This window comes from Occallatibacter savannae (genome assembly GCF_003131205.1).
Classification (GTDB): Bacteria; Acidobacteriota; Terriglobia; order Terriglobales; family Acidobacteriaceae; genus Telmatobacter; species Telmatobacter savannae.
Window position 1 is genome coordinate 91,966 of the sequence record NZ_QFFY01000010.1, and the last position, 21,490, is coordinate 113,455.

Annotated in this window: 18 protein-coding genes; 6 read left to right on the forward strand and 12 right to left on the reverse strand. The window is 60.5% G+C overall.

Going from position 1 to position 21,490, the window contains the following annotated elements:
• Positions 1 to 16: 16 nt before the first annotated feature.
• Positions 17 to 991 (reverse strand): cysteine synthase A, encoded by a 975-nt coding sequence (gene cysK, locus DHV10_RS26130; protein ID WP_109489374.1) that lies wholly within the window; start codon positions 989 to 991, stop codon positions 17 to 19.
• 214 nt (positions 992 to 1,205) lie between these two features.
• Complete coding sequence (locus DHV10_RS26135; protein WP_109489375.1) at positions 1,206 to 1,682, reverse strand: TspO/MBR family protein; 477 nt, start codon at positions 1,680 to 1,682, stop codon at positions 1,206 to 1,208.
• A gap of 148 nt (positions 1,683 to 1,830) precedes the next feature.
• On the opposite strand from DHV10_RS26135, the gene thrS reads away from it, so the two are divergent.
• Complete coding sequence (gene thrS / locus DHV10_RS26140; protein WP_109489376.1) at positions 1,831 to 3,867, forward strand: threonine--tRNA ligase; 2,037 nt, start codon at positions 1,831 to 1,833, stop codon at positions 3,865 to 3,867.
• A gap of 221 nt (positions 3,868 to 4,088) precedes the next feature.
• Here the strand turns inward: thrS and DHV10_RS26145 are convergent, their stop codons facing one another.
• The 6 genes from DHV10_RS26145 to DHV10_RS26170 form a co-directional block, all read right to left on the reverse strand.
• On the reverse strand, positions 4,089 to 6,179 hold the full coding sequence (locus DHV10_RS26145; RefSeq protein WP_109489377.1) for a tetratricopeptide repeat protein: 2,091 nt from the start codon (positions 6,177 to 6,179) through the stop codon (positions 4,089 to 4,091).
• Between the two features lie 169 nt (positions 6,180 to 6,348).
• On the reverse strand, positions 6,349 to 7,383 hold the full coding sequence (gene tdh / locus DHV10_RS26150) for an L-threonine 3-dehydrogenase (RefSeq protein WP_109489378.1): 1,035 nt from the start codon (positions 7,381 to 7,383) through the stop codon (positions 6,349 to 6,351).
• A 124-nt stretch (positions 7,384 to 7,507) separates the two neighbouring features.
• Positions 7,508 to 8,575, reverse strand: coding sequence for a tetratricopeptide repeat protein (locus tag DHV10_RS26155; protein WP_109489379.1), 1,068 nt, complete (start codon positions 8,573 to 8,575; stop codon positions 7,508 to 7,510).
• Between the two features lie 135 nt (positions 8,576 to 8,710).
• Positions 8,711 to 10,132 (reverse strand): dihydrolipoyl dehydrogenase, encoded by a 1,422-nt coding sequence (lpdA, locus tag DHV10_RS26160; RefSeq protein ID WP_109489380.1) that lies wholly within the window; start codon positions 10,130 to 10,132, stop codon positions 8,711 to 8,713.
• A 243-nt stretch (positions 10,133 to 10,375) separates the two neighbouring features.
• Entirely contained in the window at positions 10,376 to 11,296 is a 921-nt protein-coding gene (miaA, locus tag DHV10_RS26165; protein ID WP_239462059.1) for a tRNA (adenosine(37)-N6)-dimethylallyltransferase MiaA, read from the reverse strand.
• Between the two features lie 65 nt (positions 11,297 to 11,361).
• Positions 11,362 to 11,550 carry a hypothetical protein gene (locus tag DHV10_RS26170; protein ID WP_109489381.1) on the reverse strand — a complete coding sequence of 63 codons (189 nt, stop codon included), beginning with the start codon at positions 11,548 to 11,550 and terminating at the stop codon, positions 11,362 to 11,364.
• Positions 11,551 to 11,698: 148 nt separating this feature from the next.
• Between DHV10_RS26170 and purD the strand changes: the two genes are divergently transcribed.
• Positions 11,699 to 12,979, forward strand: a complete 1,281-nt coding sequence (gene purD, locus DHV10_RS26175) for a phosphoribosylamine--glycine ligase (RefSeq protein ID WP_109489382.1) — start codon at positions 11,699 to 11,701, stop codon at positions 12,977 to 12,979.
• 64 nt (positions 12,980 to 13,043) lie between these two features.
• Here the strand turns inward: purD and DHV10_RS26180 are convergent, their stop codons facing one another.
• On the reverse strand, positions 13,044 to 13,367 hold the full coding sequence (locus DHV10_RS26180; protein WP_109489383.1) for a zinc-ribbon domain containing protein: 324 nt from the start codon (positions 13,365 to 13,367) through the stop codon (positions 13,044 to 13,046).
• A gap of 291 nt (positions 13,368 to 13,658) precedes the next feature.
• Entirely contained in the window at positions 13,659 to 13,856 is a 198-nt protein-coding gene (gene rpsU / locus DHV10_RS26185; RefSeq protein WP_109489384.1) for a 30S ribosomal protein S21, read from the reverse strand.
• 224 nt (positions 13,857 to 14,080) lie between these two features.
• Between rpsU and DHV10_RS26190 the strand changes: the two genes are divergently transcribed.
• Positions 14,081 to 14,599: a gamma carbonic anhydrase family protein gene (locus DHV10_RS26190; protein ID WP_109489385.1), complete on the forward strand. Its 519-nt coding sequence runs from the start codon at positions 14,081 to 14,083 to the stop codon at positions 14,597 to 14,599.
• A gap of 238 nt (positions 14,600 to 14,837) precedes the next feature.
• Complete coding sequence (locus DHV10_RS26195; RefSeq protein WP_162601921.1) at positions 14,838 to 15,650, forward strand: phosphatase PAP2 family protein; 813 nt, start codon at positions 14,838 to 14,840, stop codon at positions 15,648 to 15,650.
• 68 nt (positions 15,651 to 15,718) lie between these two features.
• On the opposite strand, the gene DHV10_RS26200 is transcribed toward DHV10_RS26195, so the two are convergent.
• Together DHV10_RS26200 and DHV10_RS26205 are read right to left on the reverse strand one after the other, a co-directional pair.
• Positions 15,719 to 16,756, reverse strand: a complete 1,038-nt coding sequence (locus DHV10_RS26200; protein ID WP_109489422.1) for an aldo/keto reductase — start codon at positions 16,754 to 16,756, stop codon at positions 15,719 to 15,721.
• 81 nt (positions 16,757 to 16,837) lie between these two features.
• A complete protein-coding gene (locus DHV10_RS26205; RefSeq protein WP_239462060.1) occupies positions 16,838 to 17,695 on the reverse strand; it encodes a hypothetical protein in 858 nt (285 codons plus the stop codon).
• 120 nt (positions 17,696 to 17,815) lie between these two features.
• On the opposite strand from DHV10_RS26205, the gene hisS reads away from it, so the two are divergent.
• Complete coding sequence (hisS, locus tag DHV10_RS26210; protein ID WP_109489387.1) at positions 17,816 to 19,108, forward strand: histidine--tRNA ligase; 1,293 nt, start codon at positions 17,816 to 17,818, stop codon at positions 19,106 to 19,108.
• 288 nt (positions 19,109 to 19,396) lie between these two features.
• Positions 19,397 to 21,271, forward strand: a complete 1,875-nt coding sequence (gene aspS / locus DHV10_RS26215; protein ID WP_275425942.1) for an aspartate--tRNA ligase — start codon at positions 19,397 to 19,399, stop codon at positions 21,269 to 21,271.
• The last annotated feature ends 219 nt before the right edge of the window (positions 21,272 to 21,490 follow it).

Below are 21,490 nucleotides of genomic sequence, written 5' to 3' on the forward strand. Positions count from 1 at the left end.
GGCCTTTCTGCTGACGTTACAGCGTCACCGGGTGCGTGGGCAACGCCAAAGCCTCCTGCCGCAGCGAGTCGAAAAGAATACTCGACAGGTACCGCTCACCGAAGCTCGGCAGCACCACCACGATCAGCTTCCCGGCACTCTCAGGCCGCGCTGCCACCTTCAGCGCCGCCACCACCGCGGCCCCGGAACTGATCCCCACAAACAGACCCTCCTCCAGAGGAAGCCGCCGCGCCATGGCAATCGACTCATCGTTCGACACCTGGATCACCTCATCGATCAGGTGCGTATCCACAATGCTCGGAACGAATCCCGCTCCCAGCCCTTGAATCTTGTGCGGCCCAGGTTTCCCACCCGAAAGCACCGCGCTGTCCGACGGTTCCACAGCGATCGCCTTGAACTCCGGCTTGCGCTCCTTGATGTACCGCGCAACTCCCGTAATCGTTCCGCCAGTGCCAACGCCAGACACCAAGAAATCGACCTTCCCGTCCGTGTCGTCCCATATCTCCGGGCCGGTCGTCTTCACGTGAACAGCCGGATTCGCCGGATTATCGAACTGCTGCAGGATGTACCCGCCCGACGTCTTCGCAAGAATCTCATTCGCCTTCGCGATCGCGCCCTTCATCCCGTTTGCGCCGGGTGTGAGCACAATCTCCGCGCCGAACGCCAGCAGCAGTACGCGCCGCTCCGTGCTGGCCGTCTCCGGCATTGTGATGATCAGCTTGTAGCCCTTCACCGCGGCAACAAATGCCAGCGCAATCCCCGTATTCCCGCTTGTCGGCTCAATCAGCGTGGTCTTCCCTGGTGTAATCTTGCCCGCCTTCTCGGCGTCTTCAATCATGGCAAACCCGATGCGGTCCTTCACGCTCGATACAGGATTCTGGCTCTCCAGCTTGGCGACCACCGTACCTGGAAGCCCGGCAGAGACTTTGTTCAACCTGACGAGCGGTGTATGTCCGATAAGTTCTGTAACGTCTGCGGCGATACGCGCCATTGCGATAGCTCCTTCATTGTGGGCTCATGGCCCAGCAGGCAAATGAGATTCAAAGTGAGGTGGTGGTGCCGCTTGCAGCAGATTCAGAAAGGAAGGCCGGGGCGGGAAGCGCACACGACAAGTCGCAGCAGACACCAGGACGGCGCTAGCGACATCGATGCATGCATTTAGGTTATTCCTGCGGCTCCGGTTACGGCAAGCGCCGCCGCCTAACTCACCCCACTCTCGGATTCAACCGCCAGATCGTTGCCGTCAGAATCGACGCAAACGTCACCCATGCCCAATAGGGCGCCATCAGCCACGCCGCCCCCGCCGACACGCGGCCAAACACGACCGTAGTCGCTCCGATGGCAACCCACAGCACCGCTACCTCAATCGCCGCCGACCCGATCGCGTGCCGGTGAAAGAAGATCCAGCTCCACGCCAGATTCAACCCGAGCTGCACCACGAACAGTCCCAGCCCGATCGTGCGCGCGGACGAGTCCGCCGACTCCGTCACCCGCCATGCGGCAATCGCCATCAGGATGTAAAGCGTCGTCCAGACCGGCCCGAAGATCCAACTCGGCGGATTGAACGAAGGCTTGGCCAGGCTCCGGTACCAGCCGGGTATCTCCGGCGCAGTCCACCATCCGCCCAGCCCGCCCACCGCAAGGCACCCGACTATCCAGACAACAAGAATGAGCCAGCGCATATTCGCTCCGATCCGGGACAGATTCCGCCTCCACCCGCGCGACGATTCAGCTTATGTTGCTCGACGCAAAAGGCCAACGGCAACTATCCTGTAGGGTTACGTACCGCACATTTCAGCATTCCCATAACCGGGGGACAGATTTTCCATCATGAGCAAGTCTTCTATCGCCATTCATTTGCCCGACGGCTCGGTCAAAGAAGTCCCGGCGGGCACCACGCCGCTGGAGATCGCCAACTCCATCTCCCCACGGCTGGCGGCAGCCTCGATCGTGGCCCGGCTCACTCCGGTGAATGCGACGCAGAAGGAGACGCCCGTGGCTGGAAGTCAGTCCGAAGAGGCGTCGATGTACGCAGCCGAAGACGCCGCGGCCCCCCGGCTCGTCGACCTCACCACTCCGCTCGCTGACGACGCAAAGCTGGAGCTGCTCAAGGAATCCGACCCTGAATCCCTGAAAGTGGTCCGCCACTCAGCCGCCCACGTCCTCGCCACGGCCGTCCTCGAGCTCTTCCCCGAAACCAAACTCGGCCACGGCCCCGCCACCGATTCCGGCTTCTTCTACGACTTCTACCGCGAGAAGCCCTTCACTCCCGATGACCTGGCCGCCATCGAAAAGAAGATGGCCGAAGTCGTCGCCCGCGATGAGCCCTTCGTGCATGAATTTGCTCCAAGAGAGAAGAGCCTGGAAGACTTCGACAAAGACGGCGACTTCATGAAGACCCACTTCGTCACGAAGTTCACCGAGCCCGGCTCGAACGTCAGCTTCTATCGCAATGGCAAATTCGTCGACTTCTGCCGCGGCCCCCACGTGCCTTCGACCGGCCGCGTCAAGGCCGTCAAGGTCACCAATCTCGCCGGAGCCTACTGGCTCGGCGACGAGAAGAACCCGCAGCTCCAGCGCATCTACGGCACCGCCTTTTTCTCGCAAAAGGACATGGACGCGCACTTCGCGCGCCTCGAAGAAGCCGCCAAGCGCGACCATCGCGTCCTCGGCAAGCAGCTCGACCTCTTCTCCATTCAGGAACTGGCCGGCGCCGGCCTGATCTTCTGGCATCCCAAGGGAGCCATGGTCCGCAAGGTGATGGAAGACTGGATGCGCGAGGAGTGCCTCCGCCGCGGCTACCTCATGGTCTACACACCGCATGTCATGCGCCGTGAGCTGTGGAAGGTCAGCGGCCACGAGGGTTACTACTCCGGCAACATGTACACGCCCATGGAGCTCGACGACGCCGACTACCGGCTCAAGCCGATGAACTGCCCCGGGCACATCCTCGTCTACAAAAACTCGCCCAAGAGCTACCGCGACCTGCCCCAGCGCTATGCCGAGCTCGGCAATGTCTACCGCTACGAGCGCTCCGGCACCATGCACGGCCTGCTCCGCGTCCGCGGCTTCACGCAGGACGACGCGCACATTTTCTGCATGCCCAGCCAGATCGAAAGCGAAGTCGAAGCCTGCATCGATTTTGCCGAAGCCGTGCTCCACACCTTCGGCTTCAACGAATTCAAGGTCGAGCTCTCAACCTGGGATCCCAAGGACCGCAAAAGCTACACCGGTTCCGACGAGAACTGGAACCTCGCCATCGGCTCTCTCGAACGCGTGCTGAATGCGAAAGGCATCCCCTACAAAACGATCCCCGGCGAAGCCGCCTTCTACGGCCCAAAGATCGACATCAAACTCGTCGACGTCCTCGGCCGCTTGTGGCAGCTCTCCACCGTCCAGTTCGACTTCACGCTGCCGGCCCGCTTCGAGCTTGAGTACGTTGGCGAAGACGGTAACCGCCACCAGCCCGTCATGGTGCACCGCGCCCTCTTCGGCTCCATCGAGCGCTTCTTCGGCGTGCTCATCGAGCACTATGCCGGCGCATTCCCGTTCTGGCTCGCTCCCGTCCAGGTCGGCCTCGTACCCATCAGCGAACGCCACACCGCCTACGCTGCAAAAGTTGAAGCCGAACTGAAAGCCGCGGGCTTCCGCGTCGAAACCGACGCACGCAACGAGAAGATGAACGCGAAAATCCGCGACCTCGCCAATCAGAAGATCCCTTACATCCTCGTCTTCGGCGACAAGGAAGAAGCCGCCGGAGCGGTTTCAGTACGCACCCGCGGCAAGGGCGACCAGGGTTCAATCCCCCTCGCCGACTTCATCGCCAAAGCCAAAGGCCTTGTCGCAAGCAAGTCGACCGAACTCTAAAGAGTGTTTCAAAGATGCGGCTTTGAAGGGGCACGGCTTCAGCCGTGCCGTCCGGCGCCGGGGGTGCCCCAGAGCCTGCACTGAGCGAAGCCGAAGTGTCCGTGTTTTCGGACCTGGGATACTGACCACTCCCCCTTACCTAGCACCGTCTTCAGTCACTCCAGGCAATTAACTCTGGCTCGCGGCTCAAAACTCCATATGAACCCTCAAGCCGCGCCGCCTCAAGGCTTCCCATTCTGCGCCGACGACGACAGTGCCAGAATGAATTCCGCGCCCGGCGCGAGCTGCACGCTTCGGCTGGCGCTAGTGATGCGCGCGCTACAACCCGGACCGCCCAGAGGCTCCAGCTTCACACCCGGCATCTTCACCACTACACCCGGATGAACAGTGTTCGGCTTGCCCCCATCGCTGAGCAAAGCGTCGTAGCCATCGGTGGCCGCTGCTGTGTCGCTGATCTGCACCGCGCCTCCCGCCACCTGCGTCGGCAGCGCACTGTGCAGGCTCTTCGACTGATCCGGCGGCGGCAGCAGGGCAATCAGATGAAACGTCATCGGCGCCTTCGACCTGCCCGCACAATCCGCGTGATCGAACGCAAGTCCAAGCTCGGCCGGACCTGTACTTGCAGACGCAGCCGTCACATGCGCATAAACAATTGCATCGCGATCGAGTGTGCAGCCGGGGTACATCAGCCCGTTCACAACTTTCGCCCAGATCTCCTTGCCTGGCTTCAGATGTGCTGAGTCCAGCGTCCCCATCACCTTGAGCTGCAGTGTCTGGTCCAGCGGAATCTCCGCCGAAGCATACGACGGACACTCCGCCTCCTCTCGCGCCTTCTCAGTCCCTTTGTTCTTTCCGCTGGAAGCCGCAGCCTCCGGTGATTCGAACTTCACGAGCCCGTCGCGATAATCCAGATGCGTCGTCAACTGTCCAAGGACATCGAAGCCCAGCAACCCGCCCACATCGAAGCCCGTGTTGTGAGCGATCGCGGAAGGCTCCATCGAGAGAATCCTGCTCTGCCTCTCCATCGACATACCTGCAAACTGCAGGTCGAAGTTGTCACGATACACCTGTACTGGCGCGCCTGACTTCGTCTGCAGCGTGTTCGTAAAGTTCATCTTCGTATCGGACGCTGCATGCGCCGTTTCAGGACTCATCGCGCTCATGCGCATTCCCGTGTCCAGCGCGAACAGCTTCTCCACCTTGCCGTCGAGCGTGACCGGCACCAGCAGGTACTGCCTTCGGTGATACACAGGCTGATACCCGGCTAGCTCTCCAGACGCAGACCTGTCCCCGGGCAGCGCTCCACTCTGCTTCGGCAGGGGATCGAGCTGCAGCTTCTGTGCTCGCGGATCGATCGTGATCAGGTACGAAGCCAGAATGTCAGTCCCAATAAACCCATCCGAGCCTCCCGGAAACGGCAGCTCACTCACCCCCACGATGCAATCGTGAAACTCAAGCGGCCCAATCTGCACGCTCTCTGCCCGCACCGTATCCATCGGCGCCCCCATCCCGCGCGCAAACCCATTCAAATCGGCAATCGCCTTCGAAATGAAAAGTCCTGATGCTCCCGTATCGAGCGTTAATCGCGCCGTGCTCTTGGGAAATTTCACCTCCACCCGGAAGCCATCGATGTGCTTGCCATCGTCTCGCGTCGGCAGCAGCGGAAGCGTTGCCGATGGAGCCGTCGGCAGCACCTTACACGTCTGCGAGTCCTCGCGCAGCACTGGCAAGATCGAGTGAACCGTCGCCTCCGCCTTCGCGCGGGTTTCCTCATCGATCTTGTCCGGACCCTCCAGCGCCTTCACCGTTCCCTCCACCTCCAGCGCCGGTGGAATGATGTGGCTCCACGCCATCAGAATGTCCGGGTCTGTCACATCCAACGCGTAGGCCTTCTCGAGTTCCGTTCTCTCCGACGCATACATCGACTCAATCCTGAACAGCCTGCTCCGAATCAGATGAACGCGTGCGTAGCATGGGTCTGCCGCTGCTGCCGCATTCAGAGACTTCTCCGCCAGCCATGGCTGTCCTCGCCGGATCTGCACCTCAGCCTGCGCCGTCAGCACTGCCGCCGAATTCGGATTCGCAGCTACAGCAGCGTTCAACGCCTGCATCGCGTCCGCGATCTTATCCAGGTGCAGCAGCGCTGCGATGTCCTTCGCCGCAAGCACGGCATCCGTCGGATTTTGCTGAAGAGCCTGCGCAAACAGTTCCTGCGCCTGCGCGTAATACCCATCGCTATACGCCTTCTCCGCCGGGCTCAGCGAATGAGGCCCAATCGGCTTGCATGCGGACGTTTGCGCGAACGCACACATCGCCCCCGCAACAAGGCACGCCAAAAATGAAGCACGAAGAACGGAGCCGGGAGAAAAGATTCTACGCAGGTTCAGCAACATGGGTCAGCGGGGGACGCGAAACCGAGTATACGCCAGCAGCGCCTCCGATCGATCACCAACGGCTCACGGCAGTCTCACCCGCAACTCCTCAGCCCAGGCTCGTCCAATCCAGAATGACCTTCCCAGCCTCGCCCGTCGTCATCGCCGCAAACCCCTTTTCGTACTCGTCGTACTTGAATCGATGTGTAATCACAGGTGAGATATCCAGGCCTGAGTCCAGCATCACCGACATCTTGTACCACGTCTCGTACATCTCCCGGCCGTAGATGCCCTTGATCGTCAGCATATTGAAGATGATCGTCCGCAAATCCAGCGGCCCGCTCTTCGCCGGAATCCCCAGCACCGCAATCTTCGCCCCGTGGCTCATGTTCGCGATCATGTCGCTCAGCGCCTGCGGATTGCCCGACATCTCGAGCCCCACGTCGAACCCCTCCGTCATCCCAAGCTGCTTCTGCACCTCGGCCAGCGGCGTCTCTGCCGGATTGATCGCGTGCGTCGCTCCCATCTTGCGTGCAAGCTCCAGCCGGAACGGATTCAAATCCGTAATCACGATGTGACGTGCTCCCGCATGCCGCACAACCGGAATCGCCATGATCCCAATCGGCCCCGCCCCCGTGATCAGCACGTCCTCCCCAAGCACCGGAAACGACAACGCCGTATGCACCGCATTCCCGAACGGGTCGAAGATCGCCGCCACCTCCAGATTGATCCCTGCATGATGGCGCCAGATGTTCGTCATTGGCAGCACAATCAATTCCGCGAACGCGCCAGGCCGGTTCACTCCCACACCCTGAGTCGCTTTGCAAAGGTGTCGTCGCCCTGCCAGGCAGTTGCGGCATCGTCCGCACACCACGTGGCCCTCGCCGCTCACAATATCGCCAGGAAAGAAGTCATTCACGTTCGATCCCACTGCAACGATCTCGCCCACAAACTCATGGCCGATCGCCATTGGCACCGGAATCGTCTTCTGCGCCCACTCGTCCCAGTTGTAGATGTGCACGTCGGTTCCGCAAATCCCGGCGTACTTGACCCGAATGAGCACGTCGTTGATGCCCATCGTGGGTTCAGGAATGTCCTCCAGCCACAATCCGCGCTCCGCGCGCGCCTTCACCAACGCCTTCATCCGGAAGACCTCCTCGGGAACAAGTCCGTTGCAAGTTTAACGGCTCAGGGTCACAAAGAGTCACACGGTGCGGCACGAGCAGCTGCCGCATGCTCCCGCCGCCGCCTGGTCCGATCGCCAAGTGCTAGTCGCGCGCAATCGATGGAGAGGCGGGTACATCTCCCGCGCTGGCCGATTGCCCTTGCGCCAATCGAGCCTGCGCCAGCTGCTTCTGGCGCGGTGTCATCACTGTCGAGAGTTGCTTCAGAACGCGCGGGGCGCGGTCATCCCCGCTCGCTGCCGCCCGGCTGTACCACAGAAACGCAGTCACATAATCCAGCGGAACTCCGCGCCCCGAGTAGTACATCGTCGCCAGGTTGTACTGCGCGCGGGCGATCCCGTGCCTCGCGGCCCTGTCGTAGGAAGCGGCTGCCTGGTTGTAGTCCCTGGCGGTACCCAGGCCATCTTCATACATCACGCCAACATTGTTATCCGCTTCCGCTAGACCCTGCTCCGATGCTTTGCGATACCAGAGAAGCGCCGTCTCAAAATCGGGCTTCACCCCAATCCCATGGTGATAGAAAGCACCAAGATTGTTCTGCGCCACCGCATTGCCCAGTTCGGCAGCTTTCTGATACCACCTCGCCGATTCCGCATCGTCATGCGGCACTCCACGCCCCGAGTGGTACAAGTTTCCGAGCTTGCATTGCGCGGCAGCATCCCCTTGCACTGCGGCCGTGCGGTACCACTTGGCCGCCTCATGCATGTCCTCGCGAACGGCCCAGCCCTTCTCGTAGAAGTACCCCAGCCGCGTCTGAGCCAAGGCATACCCCTGAAGCGCCGAAGCACGATTCAGTGCCAGCGCCTTCCCATAGTTTTGCGGAACCCCGAACCCGTTCTCATACAGAGCCGCAAGATTGAACTCCGCCGGAGCGAACCCCGCAGCCGCGGCCGGTTCCAGCCACTTCGCCGCCTCAGCGTAATTCTGCTCGACACCCCGCCCGAAGGCATACGCCATCGCAAGCTCGTTCTGGGCGCGCGGTTCGCCTGCCTGTGCAGACACTTTCCACGCGGCGATCTCCGCCGTCTGCGCAGACTTCTGTAGCGACAGGCTCTCGCCCGGGAGTTCCGCCGAAGATCCGGATTTCTGTCCGTGCAGAATGCTGCCTGCTAACCAGGCAGCCAGGGCAAAGCTATATATAGGGCACTTCATTTGGTTCCACTCCGCAGAAAACCAGAATGGAAGATAGTACTTCTATTTACAGAATCTTCGCAATCAATTCACACAGCGTTAATGACAGTCCGAACATCCATGCGAAATGCACGTCCCCTTTTGGAGCTCTCGACGTCAAGCGTTGATCGCCATCCCCTCCACCGCTGCATACGCGTCCAGCATCGCCTCGCTGATCGTCGGGTGCGCATGAATCGTAAACATCAGCTCATCCACCGTGCCCTCCAGCTCCATCACCGCCACCGCCTCCGCGATTAGCTCCGTTGCCTGCGGGCCGATGATATGCACTCCCAGAATCTCTCCATACTTCGCGTCCGCCACGATCTTGATAAACCCGTCATGGCTTCCGACGATTGTCGCCTTTGAGTTCCCGGCAAACGGAAACTTCCCGACCTTCACCTCAAGCCCCCGCTCCTTCGCCTGGGCCTCCGTCAACCCCGCCGACCCGATCTGCGGGTCTGAATACGTGCATGCCGGAATGCGCTCGCGCTTGACTCCGCGATAGGGCCGGCCAGCAATCTTCGTCACCGTCACGATCCCGCTCATCGCGCCTACATGTGCCAGCTGCGGAAACCCCGCAACAATATCGCCGATCGCATAAACACCGGGCTCTGCCGTCTCTCCAGCCTCGTGCACCTTCACGAATCCGCGATCGAGCTCGATCTTCGTCTTATCAATTCCCACATCCGCAATGCGCGGCGCGCGGCCAACGGCCACCAGCACCTTCTCGGCCTCTTGCTCCACCTGCTTGCCGTTCGCGCCCGTCCACGTCACCTTCACGCCCGAATCGGTCTTCTCGATCTTTTCCACCTTCGCGCCCGTGTTGATGTCGATCCCGCGCTTCTTGTACACCCGCGTGAGTTCTTTCGACACATCTTCATCTTCCAGAGGCATAATCCGTGGCAGAAATTCGACTAGCGTCACTTCGCTTCCGAAGCTGCGAAAGATTGAGCTGAACTCGACGCCCACCGCGCCTGCCCCGATCACGATCAGCGACTTCGGCACCTGCGTCAGCGAAAGAATCTCGATATTCGTCAGGATGCGATCGTCCGGCTGCATCCCGAAAATTGTCTTTGCATCCGAGCCCGTCGCGAGAATCACATTCTTCGCCTTAACATCAGACTTCGCCCCATCCGCCCCGGTCAGCTCCACAGTATGCACGCCGTCCTTCGCGCCGCCAGTCAGCCGCCCGTATCCAGGAATCACCGTGACCTTGTTCTTCTTCATCAGAAACTCAAGGCCCTTCGTGTGCTTGTTCACGATCGCGGTCTTGCGCTTCTGCACCGCCTCCCAGTTCAACGTCCGCCCATCCACGTTGTCGATGCCGTACTCCGCGGCATGCTTCAGATGATCCCAAAGCTCCGCATTGAACAGCAACGCCTTCGTAGGAATGCACCCGACATGAAGACACGTTCCGCCTAACACCTTTGCGGCTTCTATCAGCGCTACCTTCAGGCCTAACTGTCCGGCCCGAATCGCCGCCGTGTATCCCGCGGGCCCGCTTCCGATAATCGCCACGTCGTAAAGGGTCTCTGGCACAAGTGCTCCAATCCTGCGCGCCTGTTGTCTTCAGCGAACGCACGCCACCGTTCAGTCTAAATGGCTACTGCTGATTGGATGTACAAGAGGAACTGGTCTCCTGTGCCGCAAGAGCCTCATCAAAACCGGCTGTCATTCTGAGCGCACGAGGCCCCACGCACTTTCTCAAGCGTGGGGGTGGTAAGCGAAGAATCTGCTTTTGTCTTTCCTCTTTTATCTGGAGCGATCTTCTACGGCAGAAGGTTACCAATTCGCCTGCACCAGTTCGGCCGCAACTCGCGCACTGCTCAGCTCATCGCCGAACCCTTCAATCCAGTGCACATCCGGTTCCCGCCGAAACCACGTCAGCTGCCGCTTGGCGTAATTGCGGTGCCCCTGTTGAGCCGCGGCAATAGCCTCCTGCTCCGTTGCGCTTCCATCCAGAACGCTGCGCGCCTGTCGATAGCCAAGAGAATCCATCGCCTTCACCGGACCATACTGCGCAAGTAAACCGCGCGTCTCCTCAACCAGTCCAGCCGCGAACATTTTCATGCAACGCTGGTTCAGCCTCTCATAAAGTGCGGCACGCGGCGGGTTCAGCCCGACTCGCAGCAGCCGGAACCCCGTGAGCGGATCTCGCCCGAGAACTTCTGACATTGGCCTCCGCCCTGTCATGCAGACCTCAATCGCCCGAATCAGCTTCGGCTCATCGTTTGCATGAATGCGTGCCGCAGACGCAGGATCGAGTCGCGTGAGCATCCGATGCAGCCATCCGCCTCCTCGCCTCGAGGCGCTCTCACGCAGCCGTTCGCGCAGCTCTTGCTGCCGCGCCGGCCCAGCGAACAGCCCCTCCGTTAGCGCCCGCAGATAGAGCCCCGTCCCCCCCGTGACAATTGGCAACTTGCCTCGCCCTGCGATCTCTCGCATAGCCGCGCGCGCCAGCCGGCTGTACTCGCCCGCCGTAAACGGCTCATCCGGATCGGCAACATCGATCAGGTGATGCCGAACGCGGCCCCGTTCCTCACGGCTCGGCTTTGCGCTGCCCACATCCATCCCGCGATACACCGCGACCGAATCACAACTCACAATTTCGCCGCCAAACCTCTCAGCCAGAGCAAGCGACAAAGCCGTCTTGCCACTGCCGGTGGGCCCAAGCAGCCCGACCACCAGCGGTTCAGATTGCAATAGAGATCTCAATCAAATTCCGCGATTCTAGTCCCTATGTCCCTAGTCCCTACGTCCCTGTGTTCTCACGGTCGCCACCAGCCCGTCGGAAAAATCCACTCCGGGTTCGTATGAAGCAGCCACCAGCCCAATATCGTCGCCGCAATGATCAGCATGCCGAACACCTGATTCCGCCTGAACTCACGCCGCTGCTCCTCGCGCCGTTCCTGTTCGGCAATCTGCTGCTGGTACGGCTTGATGCGACGTTCAACCATCGATGCGCGCCCACCGCGAACTACCGACCAGTATAGGTTCAGCGAATCCGACCATGCCGAATTGCCGCGTTTGACTTAACCTGCCTCCATTGCCGACGATTGTCTTTCGGTCCGAATCAAAGCCGCTCACTCAGAAGGTGTCCTCTCCATGAAAGTCCTGATCCTTGGTTCCGGCGGTCGCGAACACGCGCTAGCCTGGGCAGCAAAACGTAGTTCGCTCGTCACAGAAATCATCTGCGCCCCGGGAAACGGCGGCATCGCGCACATCGCCCGCTGCGTTCCTGTCGACCTCAAAGACGTCGACGCCATGGTCCGCCTGGCCGAAGCCGAACAGCCCTCGCTCACTATCGTCGGCCCCGAGCTGCCGCTCTCTCTCGGCGTCGTCGATGCCTTCCGCGAACGTGGCTTCCGCATCTTCGGCCCCACCCGCGCCGCCGCGCAGCTTGAATCCAGCAAAGCCTTCGCCAAGCAGTTCATGAAGCGCTACCAGATCCCCACTGCCCATTACGCGGTCTGCACCAACGCCAAAGAAGTCGAAGAAGCCTTGAAACACTTCCACGCTCCCGTCGTCGTCAAGGCCGACGGACTCGCCGCCGGCAAAGGCGTCATCATCTGCCCTACACTCCACTTCGCGCACGAAACCGCGCAAGGCCTCTTCAGCGGCGAACTCCTCGGCTCCACCGAACGCCAGATCGTCATCGAAGAATTCCTGGAAGGCGAAGAACTCAGCTTCCTTTGCCTCAGCGACGGCACGCATGTCACGCCGCTCGTACCCGCTCAGGACCACAAGCGCATCGGCGAGGGCGACACCGGCCCCAACACCGGCGGCATGGGAGTCTACTCCACCAGCCAGATGCTCGAGCCCACCATGACCGAGTGGATCCTGCACCACATCGCCGAACCCACCATCCGCGGCATGGCCGAGGAGAACGCGCCCTTCACCGGCGTCCTCTACTGCGGGCTCATGATGACCGCGCGTGGACCTCAGGTCCTCGAATACAACGCCCGCTTCGGCGATCCCGAGACACAGGCCATTCTCGTTCGCCTCGAATCTGACCTCGTTTATGCTCTGGAGGCTTGCGTCCACGGCCGCCTCGCGGAAACGCAACTCCGCTGGGCCCCCGGAGCCTCAGCCTGCGTCATCGCAAGCTCCGCAGGATATCCCGGAAGCTACAAAACCGGCTTGCCCATCTCCGGCCTCGACGCTGCCTCACGCACTCCGGACGTAGAAGTCTTCCACTCCGGAACCGCACTGTCGAACGACCAGATCGTCACCAGCGGCGGCCGCGTCCTCGGCGTCACTGCCACAGGAGACACGCTCGAAGAGGCTCTCAATCGAGCCTACGAGTCGATGGCGCAGATCCACTTCGACGGCATTTACTTCCGCAGAGACATAGGTCATCGCGCGCTGAGAAAAACGCAGCGATAGCCATGGCTTGTAATCAATGTGGATTTCGTGCCCGCCGCTGTGGAACTAAGGAATCGGGGAAAATCTAGTTCGTTGCAACGGTGGTCGATTTGACCGGCATAGCGGCGGTCGCCGGCGCCTTCATCTGCTTCTGAAAACACGCACGGCAAAGTACTGGCCTGCCCTGTGTTGGTTTGAAGGGAACAGTCGTCTCCGTGCCGCATGCCGAGCACGTCGTACGGGTCTCAGCCCGCACGCGCCCTCCGCTCGCACGTTTCGCCTTGCACTGCTTGCAGTGCTTCGGGTCATTCTTGAACTGTTTATCGTGGAAGAAAAGCTGCTCGCCCGCGGTGAACACAAATTCAGCGCCGCAGTCACTACACTTCAGAATCCTGTCGACAAATTCCATGGCCGGCTTCCCCAAAGAAGGAAAGGACGTAGCTCGGCCATCAACTTGAGAGCACGCCGGTCCCGTTTCCCTGTCTTTGAAAGTCCTGAAAAAAAACAACAAGGGCCCGGGCCGCCTAACAGTGAGCGGCGATCAGCATCTCCACACCGGGAGGCTCAGTTGCGCTCAGACTAGCGCAACCTCAAATAAGGAAATCGTAATGTGCCGACCTTTTTCGTACTCTTTCAGGCTTCCACTTAGGGGAAGGGAAAGCCTTGGACGGCACATCTCACGACGATACTGTTGAAAAACCTAGTCCTGCTCTTTACGAGCTTTCTTGCGATTCCGCTTGCGCGCCAGTGCTGCTTTGACGCGACGCTTTTCGCCCGGCTTCAGGTAGTAGGAATGACGCTTCACTTCCTTGATGATGTCTTCCTGCTGTACCTTGCGTTTAAACCGGCGCAGTGCATTTTCAAGCGGTTCGCCTTCCTGCAAGCGAACCTCGGCCAAAGGGTCCCACCTCCAAACTTGCCAGAAAGGCCCAGAGATCATTCTAGGGAACTCTAAGGAATCATTCAACTTGGGAAAAACCCTAGGATTTTCAGACACTTAGATTTCGTGCCCGCAATTGACTTCGCGAGAGAATCTCCCCATAGGAAACATAGAGTCGATAAAGTTGACTCAAAAGTCTCCACCTCCTCCTCGCTTACACTGGCCACTGAGGTTTCACCGCCATGATCCGCCCGTACCGGGGCCAGCTCCCCACCATTCCCGATAGTTGCTACATCGATCTCTCCGCCCAGGTCATCGGCGACGTCTCTCTCGGCGAGAACTCCTCCGTCTGGATGAATGCCGTGCTGCGCGGCGACGTAAACGCCATCCGCGTCGGTTCAAATTCCAACGTACAGGACTGCGCCGTCCTCCACGGTCAGCGCCACCTCTACTCCGTCACCGTCGGAGACTGGGTCACCATCGGCCACAACGCTACAGTCCACGGCTGCCTCGTTGAAGACGCCGTCCTTATCGGCATGGGAGTCACCATCCTCAACGATTGCCGCATTGGCGAGGGGTCCATCATCGCCGCCGGAGCCGTCCTGCCCGAGCACACCGTCGTGCCGCCAAGAACCCTCTGGGCCGGAGTTCCGGGCAAGCAGCGTCGCGAACTCGGCGACGAAGACCGCAAGCTCATCCTCCAATACGCCCAGAACTATCTCGACTATACGAAGATCTACCTCGCGGAAACCGATCAGTAACGATCTGTATCAGGACGCTTTCATATCAGGGCACAGCTTCTGTATAGGGCACGGCTTTCGTATCAGGCACGATGTGTATCGCGCACCATCTGTATCAGGGAACGACTTTTAATCGTGCTAAAAAGCCCCAAAAACAACGTGGACTTTAGCCCCTGCGTAAGCTGAATGACGTCCCAGGTTTCTGAAACATGTTCAAGCAACACCTATGAACCATCGCTCCATTTACCATCGAGCTAACGTGAATCTCCGCATCTCGAAATCGTCTCGCCTTCGTTCCGCCGTACTTTTCGTTTCGACCGCACTTCTCTCGCTTGCCTGTTACGCCCAGACATGGCCTCCTGCCCCCATTCCCCCCACTCCGAACGCCCCTGAGCCGCAGAACACCGTGACCGTCCGCGAGATCCCCATGAATCTCCTTAAGGATCAGGGCGCCATCTGGTCCAGTCCCGCACGTATCGGCGAACACGATCTCAACTACCTGGTTCCACTCGGGCTCGCCACCGCCCTTGCCATGACCACCGACCATCAGGTGATGAGCGAGAAGGTCTCGCGCGACAAGAGCCTCAATGACAAAGCCACGCAGGCCTCCAACGCCCTCGTCAGCCCCTTCATTGCCGCCCCTGTTGTCATGTACGGGATCGGGCACCTGGCCCACAGCGAGCACGCCCGCGAGACCGGCATCCTCAGCGGCGAAGCGCTCGTCGACAGCCTCGTCGTCGAACAGGCAATGAAACTGGCCTTCATGCGCGAGCGGCCCACCGTAGACGGTGCACGCGGCAAGTTCTTCCAGACCAGTGTCGGAGTCGACGGCTCTTTCCCTTCAAACCACAGCATGCTGGCGTGGTCCAGCGCCGCCGTCCTTGCCGACGAGTACCCCTCCACCCTCCACACACTTGCCTTTTACGGAGTAGCGACCGGAGTGAGCATCACCCGGGTCCTCGGCCAGCAGCACTTCCCATCAGACGTGCTCGTAGGCAGCGCCTTCGGCTGGATGATCGGCCACTACGTCTACAAAAAACATCACCACTGGGAACCCGAAAACTACCGCTGAGAGCGGTCCTGGATATCGGTCTCCGGTTCCCGAATCGCAACTGGAGACTGGTGACTGGAAACTGGCAACTAGATCGGCAGCGGATTCCTCTCCGTCGCATTCCTCTGGTGCCAGTACGGATACGCCGGCTGCACCGCGCTCCCGGCATCCAGCTTCGCCACCTGCTCCGCCGTCAGACTCCAGCCCACCGCTCCTAAGTTCTGCTTCAACTGCTCCTCATTACGCGCCCCGAGAATGATGGTCGAAACCGTCGGTCTCTGCACCAGCCAGTTCAGCGCGATCTGCGGAATTGTCTTGCCCGTCTCCTCCGCCACATCATCCAGTGCATCGACCACCTTGTACAGATACTCATCCGGCACCTGCGGCCCCGGGTCCGAAGCCTTGTGCAACCGGCTCACCTCAGGCAGCGGCTTGCCTCGCCGGATCTTCCCGGTCAGCCGCCCCCAGCCCAGCGGACTCCACACCAGCGCCCCAATCTTCTCCTGCTGCGCCAGCGGCATCAGCTCCCATTCGTAGTCGCGCCCTACCAGCGAGTAGTAAACCTGATGCCCCACAAACCTCGGCCACCCATGTCGATCCGCCACATCCAGCGACTTCATCAGGTGCCATCCCGAGAAGTTCGACGCAGCCGTATACCGCACCTTGCCCTCGCGCACAAACGACTGCAGCGTGTCCTGCACCTCTTCGATCGGCGTCAAGGCGTCGAACGCATGCATGTGGTAGATGTCGATATAGTCTGTCTGCAGCCGTTTCAGGCTTGCCTCGATCGCCCGCCGCATCCGCCACCGCGATGTCCCCGCGTCGTTCGGCCCGTCCCCGATCCGAAAGTACGTCTTCGTCGAGATCAGAACCTGCTCGCGACGCCCTTTGAGCGCCGCGCCCAGAATCTCTTCCGATCGTCCGTCCGAATACCCATCGGCAGTGTCGAAAAGGTTGACGCCTGCCCTAAGGCACAGGTCGATCAGCTGCTTTGCTTCGGCAACATCCGTGCTGCCCCATGCCTTGAAAAACTCATTGCCGCCGCCAAACGTAGCAGCGCCAAAACTCAATACCGGAACTTTGAGGCCTGAGCCCCCCAGAAGTCTGTATTCCCATGCGCCTTGGATTGGAGAGAGTTGGTTAGAGATGCATTTGTTCTCTTGCAAAGCTGAAGTCTTCACACCTGTGAAACCTCCCTTGCCCGAAAATCAGCGATCCATCGTCTGAGCCGCAGTTTTCTTGCGGAACAGCCTCTGGTTGATGTCCGGCCAGAATTCTTTCGCGACAAACGACGCCGCATCGATCCCGATATCAACAGCCCACTCCGTAGCTACATTGCCAAAGCTGCGCTCCCGGCTCGGATAGTACAAGCTTGAGATTCCGGATGACGCCCCCGAGCCCACCACTTCGCCAAAATTAAACGTGTCGTGCCCCGCATCGGATCGCGTTATTACCGTCCGGCTCAATGCGTACCCTGTGCGCTTCAGCAATCCGCCGCGCTCCAGCGTGTAGTACCGGTTGTCTTCATGGGTAATAGCCGGAACTATAAATTCAACCATGAAGTTCTCGCTCGTCTGGTCCAGCGCCGAATGCCACCAGTACCGGCTATACCCCTTTGCTCCGTGCCCGAACTCCGGCGTCGAATTCGCCGCCATGTTCACGCCCGCAAGCATCGACGGGATGAACACCGAAGAGTAGTCGAACGAATCGTCCACCGCCGTCAGAAACTTCTCCTTCACCGTCATAGGCGGAAGCTTCACGTCGGTACTGACTGATCGGAAGTTCGGAATGAGCCCCAGAATCCGCTTCGTCTGGGGAGGCTGACCGCTCGGCACTGGGTTCTGCGGAATCGGTCTCTGCAGGGTGTCTGTTTTCTGAGACGAATCTTTCTGCTGCTCCTGTGCGCTTCCAACCTGGGCCTGATCCGCGTTCATTCCATCTGCCGCGACGAGCGGGGAATCCGGCAACGATACATTCTGCGCCGTGAGCCTGCTCTGGCCCGACGCCGCCAGAGCGCAGCAAACACCGAGTGCAGCAACATAGAAAAGGGGAAGGGACCTACGCAATTCGAGCTCCTGAGAGGGGAAGACCTCTTCGGCTAGAGTACCCTGCTTTGCTATTCGACTCCGAAACCAGCATCTGGTTGCAGACTCTCTCCGCTCGCACCCATTTAAACTGAAGAAGATATGGCCACACTGAAAGCCGTGCGCGGCACCCGCGACCTTCTGCCGCCCGAAACTGCGCTCTGGAACCGCATCGAGGCGACCGCGCGCGCCGTCTTCGCCCGCTACAATTTCGGCGAAATCCGCACCCCCGTCTTCGAAGATACCTCCCTCTTCTCCCGCAGCGTCGGCGAAGAAACCGACATCGTCTCCAAGGAGATGTACACCTGGGAGGACCGGTCCCGCGCTCAGTCCGAGAAATCTCAGTCCCTAACCCTCCGCCCTGAGAACACCGCCGGAGTCGTCCGCGCCTACATCGAACACAAGCTCGGCGAAACCGGCCAGCTTCAGAAGCTCTACTACATAGGCCCACAGTTCCGCCGCGAACGCCCGCAAAAAGGTCGCTACCGCCAGTTCTCGCAAATCGGCGCCGAAGTCATCGGACCTCCTTCCGCCGGCAGCGAAAGCCCACTCCGCGACGCCGAGGTCCTCGAAATGCTCGCCACCCTCCTCGACGAGCTCGGAATCACCGGCTGGACCCTCGAGCTGAACTCCGTCGGCTCCGCGGCAGACCGCGCCCGCTACAACGAGACCCTCCGCCAGGCCCTCATTCCCGTCGCGCCGACGATGTGCGAAGACTGCCAGCGCCGCGCCGTCACCAATCCCCTCCGCGTCCTCGACTGCAAAGTCCCTGAAGACCAGCCCATCATCGACACCCTGCCCAAAATCGCCGACTCGCTCGACGACGCCTCCAGAGCCCATTTCGCAGCCGTCACCGCCGCGCTCGACACCGCCGGTGTCCCCTACACGCGCAATCACCGCCTCGTCCGCGGTCTCGACTACTACACCCGCACCACCTTCGAGTTCACCCATGGCGGCCTCGGCGCCCAGAACGCACTCCTCGGCGGAGGGCGCTACGATGGCCTCAGCGAAGCCATCGGCGGACCCAAAGCCCCCGGCATTGGCTTCGCCATGGGCGAAGATCGTTTGGTCCTGACACTCCAGGCCCTCGAAGCAGCCAAACCGGAGAAAGGGGACGCATACATCGCCCCCCTCGGAGAGTCCGTCAACCCGGCAGCCCTCGCCCTCGCCCGTGAACTCCGCCGCGCCGGCCTCACCGTCGAGCTGGGCGACGGCTCCTTCCGCCTCAAGAAATCCTTCGACGCTGCCGACAAGACCGCCCGGCGCATCGTCATCATGGGAGAGGACGAACTCGCATCCGGTATCCTAACCGTGAAGGACTTCTCAACCGGAACCCAGACCAAGGTTTCGCGCGCGGAACTGTCATCGGCCCTGAAAGCACCCAGCGGTCGATGATCAGGCGTCAACTGGTTTTTCCTCCGGGGCTGGAAGCTGTTTCATAACCATTGTTTTGAAAGGGCACGGCTTTAGCTGTGCCGCAACCGACAACCATCGTCTTGAAAGGGCACGGCTTCAGCCGTGCCGCAACGACGCAGCTGAAAACCGGCGCGCTTTAGCCCCTGAGGGATTGGTTTCGGAGCCTCTGCAAGGTTAGGGAACAGCTTCGAGTGCCCTAAACACATTTTGATCAGTCCTGAGACGCGATCGACATCGTGTCCTCAGAGACCACGAAGGATTGACGTTGTGCTCGACTTTCTAGGCAATCTTGAACGCACCCACATGTGCGGCGAACTCCGTGCCGCCAACGCAGGCCAACACGTCGTCCTCATGGGCTGGGTCAACCGCCGCCGCGACCACGGCAATCTCATCTTCCTCGATCTCCGCGACCGCAGCGGCATCGCCCAGGTCGTACTCGACAAGGAACTCACCCCCGAAGGCCATCTCAAAGGCGAACAGGTCCGGCCCGAGTACGTTGTCGCAGCAGTCGGCAAGGTCCGCCTGCGCGGCAAAGACGCCATCAATCCCAAGATGCCCACCGGCGAAATCGAGATCGAGGCCACCGAACTCCGCGTCCTCAACGACACCAAGCTCGCTCCGTTCTCGCCCGCCGAAGACGCCATCGCCAACGAAGAGGTTCGCCTCAAGTACCGCTACATCGACCTGCGCCGCGCCGAGATGCAGCGCAACTTCTGGCTGCGCCACGAAATCACCCGCTCCATCCGCGAAAGCCTCAGTAACCAGGGCTTCCTCGAGATCGAGACCCCCATCCTCTGCAAGTCCACCCCCGAGGGCGCCCGCGACTTCCTCGTACCCAGCCGCATCCATGCAGGCGAGTTCTACGCGCTTCCGCAGTCCCCGCAGATATTCAAACAGATCCTTATGATCTCCGGCTTTGACCGCTACTTCCAGGTAGCCCGCTGCTTCCGCGACGAAGATCAGCGCGCCGATCGCCAGCTCGAGTTCACGCAGATCGATCTCGAAATGAGCTATCCGCGTCGCGACCACGTCTTCGGCGTCGTTGAGAAGTTCTGCGCCGCCGCATGGGCCGCCGCCGGCATCACTCTGCCCACGCCCTTCCCGCGCATCACCTACGACGAAGCCATCCGCCAGTACGGCTCCGACAAGCCCGATCTCCGTTTGCCCGGTCTCACCGACGTGCGCTCCGCCTTCCCCGATGGCTCCCTCGATACGCTCCAGATCGATCCCGCCCTGCCCATCGTCGCCTTCCGCATTCCCGCCGTCGGCGAACTGAGCCGCAAGGAACGCGAGGACAATCACCCTCTCTTCGACCAGAAGAAGGGTGCCAAGTTCATCGATGACTTCAAGCGCCTCGCCAAGTCATTTCCCGACACCGTCACCAAGATCCGCGAGCTAAGCGGCGCCGCAGAAGGCGACTACCTCATCGTCGTTGCCGGCGATCCCGCGCACCACATCAAGGCCAGTGACACCAAGTTTGAAGGCCGCCTCAGCGAGCGAGAGATCAATGTCTACATGGCTGCAGGAAACTTCCGCAGCGAACTAGCGAAGAAGTACGCCGACCGCCACAAAGCCTTCCAGCTCACCGACGAACTCGTCCAGACCGCGGACCCGCGCAGCGGCAACAAGCTCGACGGTTCGAATGCGTTCCACCCCATCTGGATCGTCGACTTTCCGATGTTCGAGTACGATCTCGCCAGCGGCAAGTGGGTCCCCGCACACCACCCCTTCACCGCGCCCTACGAAGCCGACATGGCGAATCTCACCACCGATCCCGCCTCGGTTCGCGCCGACTGCTACGACCTCGCGATGAACGGCCTCGAGCTCGGCTCCGGCTCCATCCGAATCCATCGCAAAGATGTCCAGCAGCAGATCTTCGCGTCTCTCGGAATTTCAGAAGACGAAGCAAAGCAGCGCTTCGGCTTCTTCCTCGACGCGCTCGAGTACGGCACGCCTCCGCACGGCGGCATCGCCCTCGGCCTCGACCGCATCGTCATGCTCCTCGCCGGCGCGTCCAGCCTTCGCGAGGTCATCACCTTCCCGAAGACCGCCAAAGCAATCGACCTCATGGCCGACGCCCCCACCACCGTCAGCGATCAACAACTCCGCGAACTGCACCTCAAAATCACGCAGCGAAGCTAGTGTCCTGTCAGCTCCTGGTCAGGTCGTCGCTGTCATTCTGAGCGCACGGGGCCCCCTAACGCTTTTCAGTTTGGGGCGGTAAGCGAAGATCTGCTTTTGTCACTTCCGGTACGTTCGTTCTGGTGCCTTCTGTCGTGCAAAGGAGATGCGAGAAGATCGCAGCCGGCGATCAGATCCAACCTGGAAATGTCCTTCCGAGCCGTGCCTTTGTCCCTAGTC